We start from the raw sequence: 6,870 nt of genomic DNA, 5'->3' as shown, positions 1-6,870 counted from the left end.
GGTCGAACAGTCGGTGAACATCTACAACTGCGAGCGGCCACATGCCGCCCTCAAATACAAAACGCCCGATGCGGTGCATCGGGCGTTTAGCGGGTGAACACTGTCAACCTATTCCAGGACTTGACACTGCTCGTCCGCGTACGCTTGTGCGGGAGGTTCGGTCCCTCCTCGTGACGTTACGTAACATCCCCGCGTTACGGCGGCAGAACGCTTGCCATATTGTCGGCAACAAAAAATTTGTCCTTATAAATCAATGGGGTGATCGGTTCGTGGCGGCTGGCACGCAATCTGCTTTATATGTTGGAATCGTTGGAACAGGGAGGATGGCGTCAGATACCGAGGGTGCGCCGTGAGCGCCTGATCAACGGTATCAACGTCTTCGAATGCCGATGCGACAAGCGTCGGCGCAACTGATGACGATCCGCGCCAGCGTGCGGATCTCGATGGCCCCGTCGCCTATCCTCGTAGGGCGACGGTTTCGCCCGCGCTTCTCTGAAGCGCGGGCTATTTTTTTTGGGCCGTCGTGCGGTGCTGCGCTGGCGTAGCCGATGCGCGATGCGTGATTCGCGTATTCTCGGACTTTTCGAGATGAAGGGGGCGGGAATGGCGGAAATTGCAGTCGTGGCGCTGATCGTGGCGAAGCCGGGCGCCGAGGAGATGTTACGCGCCCAGCTCGAAGGGATCGTCGAGCCGACCCGCAACGAAGCAGGGGCATTGCAGTACGACCTGCACCGGGACCTGAAGGAGCCCGCGCGGTTCGTATTCATCGAGCGCTGGGAGAGCGAAGAGGCGCTTGCCGCTCATGCGCGCTCCGCGCACATTCTCGCTTATCGCGAAGCGGCCGCGAACTGGATCGAGCGTTCCGAAATCCGCGTGCTGTCGAAGCTCGTCTGAGCCGGGTGAGGCGACCGGACGCGTCCGGTCGCGGTGTGCGTCAGTGCGACGTGTTGGGTACGTCGAGGATCAGGATGATCGTCCAGTCGGCGTCGCCGTCGTGATGATACTGTCGCTCGGCCACGATGAACGGCGCCTGCTTGCCTTGCGGGCCAAGGAAGAGCACATCGCCCTCCATCGGCAGACACTCGATCGGCGGCAGCGCGAGGAACGCGTCGGCCGAGCCGCGGGGCATCAGTTGCTTGATCTGGCGAGTGGCGGCTTCGGTCCACTCGATGTCGAGTTGAATGTTGCTCATGCTGTCCTCCGCACCGGGGTGCGCACGGGTGGAAAATTTCGGTGCGCGACTTTAGCACAGCGCACGGGCACCGCAACCAAAAAAGCCGAACCCGGTTGCCCGGATTCGGCTTTTCGCTTGTGCGGTGCCGCCGAACTTACTGGCTGGCAGCGTCTGCAGCCTTGGCCGCCTTCTTGCCAGCCTTCTTCGCTGCTGCCTTGTGATGAGCAGCCTTCTTGCCGTGGTGATGCTCTTCCTGCATCGCCGGCTGAGCGGCTTCTGCCGCTTGCTGCTGCTGCAGCGCTTGTGCGCGCTGCTCGATCTCGGAGATCTTGGCCGGATCGGTGATCGTCTTGATTTCCGTGCTCTCTTGCGCATACGCTGCGCCAGTCAGCGCCGACATCGCTACCAGGATAGCCAGGGACGTCTTCTTCATTGCTTTACCTCCGCTAAGTGGTGATGAACCCGAGTGTTGCCGTTTTGTCTGGCGACTGCAATCGAGTGCGTGTCGAGTGTAACAAAAGTGACGGATCAATGTGCATCCGATCGCGGCGCGACGCAAGGCCCCGTTGAAGTCGCGCAACACTTCGTGCACTTCGTCACGCGCGTGCCATCCTGGGTGTCGCCGTCATTTTCGTTCCGGTTTCCGCGGGTCGTCAGAACCATCCGAGCCATCGATAGACGTGGAATTGCGCGATGCCGACCAGTTCGTGCAGCGCCTGCTCGGCGTTGGCCACATTGCGCCAGCGCGGCAGCCAGCCCGTTTGCGCACGTCGGCGATTCGCATAAACGGGCTGCGGATCGATCCCGAATCGGCGGAAATCGAGCAATGCGCGGCGCATCTGATACGACGAGGTGACGAGAATGCGCGTGTCGTCATACTGTGAGCGTAGTATAGACGCAGTGAATTTCGCATTTTCGTAGGTTGTGCGGCTATTCGGTTCCAGAACGAGGTCCGTGGGAGCGACGCCTTCGGTGACGAGCTGGCGCCCGTATACGGCCGCCTCGGTTTCGCCGTGATGCTGCGGGTCACCACCCGACATCACCACGGTGCAGCGCTCGGCCTGCTGTCGGCAGATGCGATAGAGCGTGGCGATCTTGTGGATGCGGGCGGCTCCGTCGGGTGGCGGCCGCAGCCCGGTGTCGGTGTGCTGCGTACCGGCGCCGATGAGAATCAGTGTGGTTCGCCCGTGCATGTCCGGGTGCTCGACGGGTACGACGCCCGCCTCGGTCCAGGCGATCAGCGGCGCGGCGAGCCAGCCTGTCGCGAGCAGCCAGAGCAGCGCAACGGCGGCGATCGAGATGATTCGCCGCCGCTTGCGGCAGAGCATGAAACAGATGAAGAGAAGTACAAATGAATCGAACAGAATCAATTTGATTGGGGTATGGTGTCTTTTTATGGACGGCTGACGATCCGGCCCTGACGCGACGCCGAACGTTGGCCTCCAGAATCGGTGGCGGTATCGGCGGGCGGAGCCCCCGCCCGGCGCGCCGCTTCGCATTGTCGCTGCACTTTAAGAAAGAATCGAGATGGCCACGTATTCCAACGAAGCGGTGCTCGACGCATTGAGACGAGTGCAGTACCGCCAGGTACCGTGGGCACGCCGCCCGGGCGTGTTCGAGTATCTCCGTTCGCTCGGGCTGATGGACACGGTCAGGCAGAAAACCGTTGCTCCCGCGCCGGGCTTCCACGCACCGGTCGACATTGCCGTGCTGACCGAAAGCGGTCGAGCCGAATTCTCGCGCCTCGAGCGCGACGAGAAATTACTTTCCTGGACCGATCGCCGCATGGCCGACTACGCATTGAGCGAGGCGAGTGCCGTGGCGATTCTCGAAAGCCGCCTGTAGCGGCCGATCACCCCGCCGCGCGCATCGCCGTGCGACTGGCGATGCTCAAAAAAAAGCCCGTATCGCGAGGATACGGGCGTACCGGATACTTTTGCTGTTGCCACGCTGTGCTCATGGCAACGTTGTGACTCGTCGCATGCGGCGCAGTTCCCGACTGTGGGCATTTTCTTTGGTGAAATCCTGAAATTGGCAGGACTACGGATGGCGCGGTACGTCGGACGGCTGCGAGCCGATGCGCGCCCGCGCGTTGTTGGCGATGTCGCCGCGCAGGTCGCCGCGCGGCACGGTTTGCCGGCCGGGCGGGTTGGCGGACGGTGGCTGGCGGAGGGTGTTCCGGTGATCCTGCTGGCGATGGGGCGGCTTCGCGCGATCGTCGGCCCGGGCTGGAGCGGACAACGCCAAAGAAATGACAATGCCGCATGCAACGAGCAGTGACATTGGTTTCATGGCGGGGCTCCCTTCAAGCCGTCGACGCGGCCTGTTGATATGTCGCTAAGGTAAGCGTGGGAGTGCAGGCTTGCTGTAAATATTGGTAAATAGATGTATCGCGGCACGACAACGGTAATCGACGGCAACGCAGGCGTCGCGAATGGGTCGCGTCGCCGAAAGAAACCGGGCGGCCGAAGCCGCCCGATCGAGCATTCGTTACGCCATCTTGACGGGCGCGCGCCAGGATTCCGGATTGGTCCAGAAGGCGCCGCGCAGCCGGTCGCGGCTCGGCGGTGCGGGCGGCTTCGTAGCGCTTGCGCCGATGCGCCCGCGCAGGGAGATCTGCCGGCCGCTCGTGCCGAGTCGTTTCACGATTTCGGCGAGCGTGCCGTCCGCCTGCCATTCGTCGAAGCGACGGCGGCAAGTCGGCGGCGACGGATAGCGGCCCGGCAGCTTCGACCAGCCTTCACCCGTCGACAGCACCCACAGCACGGCGTTCACCACCGAGCGGGCTTCCACGCGGGGGCGGCCGCGCCGCTCACTCCGTGCGGGTTCCGAGCAAAACAGACCCTCGACCAGCGCCCACTCGTTATCTCTCAAATCGTCGAACAGCATCATGTCCTCACCTCAGCGAAGCTAACTCCGGTGCGCTGCCCTGCGCCGCGCACTCTTCAAGCACTCGATCGTCGAGTGCCGGGTGGGGGCGTCCGGTTGGCCGGCAGCGGCGTTTCTGCTCTTCCGTCCGACGAAACCTGCGCCCTGTGCGTCAGGTAATGCACGAAGCGTGCCATGTCGGAGGTAATTCCCTCGAGAGCCGCTTGGCAGCGAGCTAACGGCTTAGTCAGCTAGGGGCGTATGAGACGCCAAAATAACCCGCCAGCAAATCGGGACAATCACCAATCTTGTGCAGTTCGCCCGCGCCACGTGCGTTCGCGGTTGTATTGCACCGCAGCGAAACATGTGGGGTAGGTGCCTGATTCGCACATCGACCCCGGATTCGCGCATTAAAATCACGCATCGATATCGACGATTGATGAGGTCGGGAAATGAACGTCACGCTGCGCCAGCTTCGCGTTTTCATCGAGGTCGCGCGGCTCAAGAGCTTCAGTCGCGCGGGCGGCGAGATCGGGCTCACGCAGTCCGCGGTCAGCCGCTGCGTACGCGAGCTCGAAGCCGAGCTCGGGCTGAAGCTGATCGACCGCACGACGCGCGACGTGCAGTTGACCGATGTCGGCGCGAACCTGATCGCGAGCGTGTCCCGTCTGCTCGACGATCTCGACGACACGCTGCGTGAGATTCGCGAGATCGGCGAGCAGCGCCGCGGGCGCGTGATCGTCGCGGCCAGCCCGACGATCGCATGCAGGCTGATGCCGCGCGTGGTGGCGTCGTGCGAGCGCCAGTTCCCGTTCGTGACGCTGGGCTTGCGCGATGACGTGCAGAGCGACGTGTTGCGCAAGGTGAAGTCGAGCGAGGTCGATTTCGGCGTCGTGATCGGGCCGCTCACGGATGTCGATCTGGTCTGCGAATCGCTGATGACCGATTCGTTCTGCCTGGTCGCACGCGCCGACCATCCGCTCGCGGCGCGTGCCGAGGTGCCCTGGACGGCGCTGGACGGCGAGCGCCTCGTGCTTCTCGACCATGCGTCGGGAAGCCGGCCGCTAATCGATGCCGCGCTGGCCGCCCATCGCGTCAACGCGACGGTCATGCAGGAACTCGGGCATTCGGCGACGGTGTTCGGACTCGTCGAGGCGGGCGTCGGTGTGAGCGTGCAGCCGTGGCTGTCGCTGCCGCTGCCTGCCGGCTCGACGCTCGTCGCGCGGCCGCTCACGCCGCGCACCGAGCGTACGGTCGAGCTGGTGCGCCGCCGCGACCGCTCGTTGTCGCCCGCTGCGCAGGCGATCTGGGAGCTCGTGCGGCAGATGCCGGCAAGGGCGGAGGACCTCGACTGACGCGCAGCGACGCGCGCCGGTCCGGCTTGCGGGCCGGTACACTACGCGGATCGTGTTCCTCGATGGTGGTGCTCGATGGCGCATTCCGCAGACTTTCTTCCGGTGGCCGGCGCGCCGGCGGCGCGCGACGCGGTGCACGCGTTGCGACCGTCGTTGATCCGGGAAGTGGCAAACGCCGGCTTTGGTGTGCCGGACATGCTGCCGTTCTGGTTCGGCGAATCCGATCGTGTGACGCCGGACTTCATCCGCGACGCCGCAGCAGCGGCGCTGCGCGATGGCGCAACCTTCTACACGCACAATCTCGGTACTGCGCCGCTGCGCGATACGATCGCAACCTACGTCAGCGCCCGTCATGGCGCGACGGCGTCCGACACGGTGGCCGTGACGAGTTCGGGCGTGAGCGCGCTGATGCTGGCCGCGCAGATGCTGGTCGGTCCGGGCGAGCGGGTCGTCGCGGTTACGCCACTGTGGCCGAATCTCGTCGAGATTCCGAAGATCCTTGGCGCGCAGGTCGAATGCGTGCCGCTCGACTATGGCGAGGCGGGCTGGCAACTCGATGTCGGGCGGCTGCTTGCGGCGCTGACGCCCGATACGCGGATGCTGCTGATCAACTCGCCGAACAATCCGACGGGCTGGACGATGTCGCGCGACGACCAGCAAGTCGTGCTCGCCCATTGCCGCCACCACGGCATCTGGCTGGTTGCCGATGAGGTGTACGAGCGGCTCGCGTTCGGCGCGGGCGGCGCGCCTTCGTTCCTCGACATCGCGTCGCGCGACGAGCGGGTCGTTGTCGTGAATTCGTTTTCCAAGGCGTGGGCGATGACGGGCTGGCGCCTGGGGTGGCTCATCGCGCCGGCAGCGGTGATGGGCGACCTGTCGAAGCTCGTCGAGTACAACACGTCGTGTGCGCCCGGTTTCGTGCAGGCCGCGGGCGAAGTTGCGCTGCGCGATGGCGAGCCTTTCGTGCGGTCGTTCGTCACGGCGCTGCGCGACGCGCGCGATTACCTGGTTGCCGCGCTGCGCACCCTGCCGGGTGTCGAGGTGCCGCCACCGCCGGGCGCGATGTACCTGTTCCTGCGTCTGCCGGGCGCGGCCGACAGTCTGGCGTTCTGCAAGACGCTGGTGCGCGATGCGGGGCTCGGCCTTGCGCCCGGGCGCGCATTTGGCCCCGAGGGGGAAGGGTTCGTGCGCTGGTGCTACGCATGCGATCCGGCGCGACTCGACGCGGGCGTCGAACGGCTGCGACGGTTCCTCGCGCGCGGCGTTGTCGCCCGCTGAAGCGGGGCCGGAGCGGACGCGGCGCGCTGGCGGCAGCCTGTTCGGCTTATCTTTACGCACCGGGCAATTTTGCGTAATATGGCGCTCAGTCACGCGGTTCCGTCGTTGAGCCGTGCTGTTCCGTCCGGTTTGGGCCTGGCCTGAAGTTGGTTCGCCGCCCCCGGTTCGTGCTCCCATCAATATGACCGATCAGAA

At 64.7% G+C, this 6,870-nt stretch carries 8 protein-coding genes and 1 pseudogene; 4 read left to right on the top strand and 5 right to left on the bottom strand.

Going from position 1 to position 6,870, the window contains the following annotated elements; translation table 11 throughout:
• Window positions 1-603: 603 nt before the first annotated feature.
• Window positions 604-894, top strand: a complete 291-nt coding sequence (locus LGN19_RS37445; protein WP_122945156.1) for a putative quinol monooxygenase — start codon at window positions 604-606, stop codon at window positions 892-894.
• 40 nt (window positions 895-934) lie between these two features.
• Here the strand turns inward: LGN19_RS37445 and LGN19_RS37440 are convergent, their stop codons facing one another.
• From LGN19_RS37440 to LGN19_RS37430, 3 genes are all read right to left on the bottom strand, one after another.
• Window positions 935-1,192 carry a DNA-binding protein gene (locus tag LGN19_RS37440; RefSeq protein WP_122945157.1) on the bottom strand — a complete coding sequence of 86 codons (258 nt, stop codon included), beginning with the start codon at window positions 1,190-1,192 and terminating at the stop codon, window positions 935-937.
• A gap of 136 nt (window positions 1,193-1,328) precedes the next feature.
• Entirely contained in the window at window positions 1,329-1,607 is a 279-nt protein-coding gene (locus LGN19_RS37435; protein WP_011351789.1) for a hypothetical protein, read from the bottom strand.
• A 220-nt stretch (window positions 1,608-1,827) separates the two neighbouring features.
• Window positions 1,828-2,544, bottom strand: coding sequence for a YdcF family protein (locus tag LGN19_RS37430; RefSeq protein ID WP_226220019.1), 717 nt, complete (start codon window positions 2,542-2,544; stop codon window positions 1,828-1,830).
• A gap of 157 nt (window positions 2,545-2,701) precedes the next feature.
• Here LGN19_RS37430 and LGN19_RS37425 point away from each other — a divergent pair, with 157 nt between their 5' ends.
• The gene (locus tag LGN19_RS37425; RefSeq protein WP_011351791.1) at window positions 2,702-3,019 is read left to right on the top strand and encodes a hypothetical protein; all 318 of its coding nucleotides are present in this window, start codon (window positions 2,702-2,704) and stop codon (window positions 3,017-3,019) included.
• A gap of 195 nt (window positions 3,020-3,214) precedes the next feature.
• On the opposite strand, the gene LGN19_RS37420 is transcribed toward LGN19_RS37425, so the two are convergent.
• A complete protein-coding gene (locus LGN19_RS37420; protein WP_174962503.1) occupies window positions 3,215-3,466 on the bottom strand; it encodes a hypothetical protein in 252 nt (83 codons plus the stop codon).
• A 201-nt stretch (window positions 3,467-3,667) separates the two neighbouring features.
• A pseudogene (locus LGN19_RS37415) lies at window positions 3,668-4,063 on the bottom strand (transposase); the annotation flags it as partial.
• 431 nt (window positions 4,064-4,494) lie between these two features.
• On the opposite strand from LGN19_RS37415, the gene LGN19_RS37410 reads away from it, so the two are divergent.
• Entirely contained in the window at window positions 4,495-5,397 is a 903-nt protein-coding gene (locus tag LGN19_RS37410; protein ID WP_122945159.1) for a LysR family transcriptional regulator, read from the top strand.
• Window positions 5,398-5,472: 75 nt separating this feature from the next.
• Window positions 5,473-6,675 (top strand): pyridoxal phosphate-dependent aminotransferase, encoded by a 1,203-nt coding sequence (locus LGN19_RS37405; RefSeq protein WP_226220018.1) that lies wholly within the window; start codon window positions 5,473-5,475, stop codon window positions 6,673-6,675.
• The last annotated feature ends 195 nt before the right edge of the window (window positions 6,676-6,870 follow it).

The organism is Burkholderia sp. AU30198 (assembly GCF_020419825.1).
GTDB lineage: Bacteria > Pseudomonadota > Gammaproteobacteria > Burkholderiales > Burkholderiaceae > Burkholderia.
The sequence above is the reverse complement of the archived record's forward strand: the minus strand, read 5'-3'. Positions and strand labels throughout refer to the sequence as shown.

Bases quoted from the DNA above. Each gene is read 5' to 3' on its own strand.
- LGN19_RS37445 (WP_122945156.1), top strand. From the start codon at position 604: ATGGCGGAAATTGCAGTCGTGGCGCTGATCGTGGCGAAGCCGGGCGCC.
- LGN19_RS37440 (WP_122945157.1), bottom strand. From the start codon at position 1,192: ATGAGCAACATTCAACTCGACATCGAGTGGACCGAAGCCGCCACTCGC.
- LGN19_RS37435 (WP_011351789.1), bottom strand. From the start codon at position 1,607: ATGAAGAAGACGTCCCTGGCTATCCTGGTAGCGATGTCGGCGCTGACT.
- LGN19_RS37425 (WP_011351791.1), top strand. From the start codon at position 2,702: ATGGCCACGTATTCCAACGAAGCGGTGCTCGACGCATTGAGACGAGTG.
- LGN19_RS37420 (WP_174962503.1), bottom strand. From the start codon at position 3,466: ATGAAACCAATGTCACTGCTCGTTGCATGCGGCATTGTCATTTCTTTG.
- LGN19_RS37410 (WP_122945159.1), top strand. From the start codon at position 4,495: ATGAACGTCACGCTGCGCCAGCTTCGCGTTTTCATCGAGGTCGCGCGG.
- LGN19_RS37405 (WP_226220018.1), top strand. From the start codon at position 5,473: ATGGCGCATTCCGCAGACTTTCTTCCGGTGGCCGGCGCGCCGGCGGCG.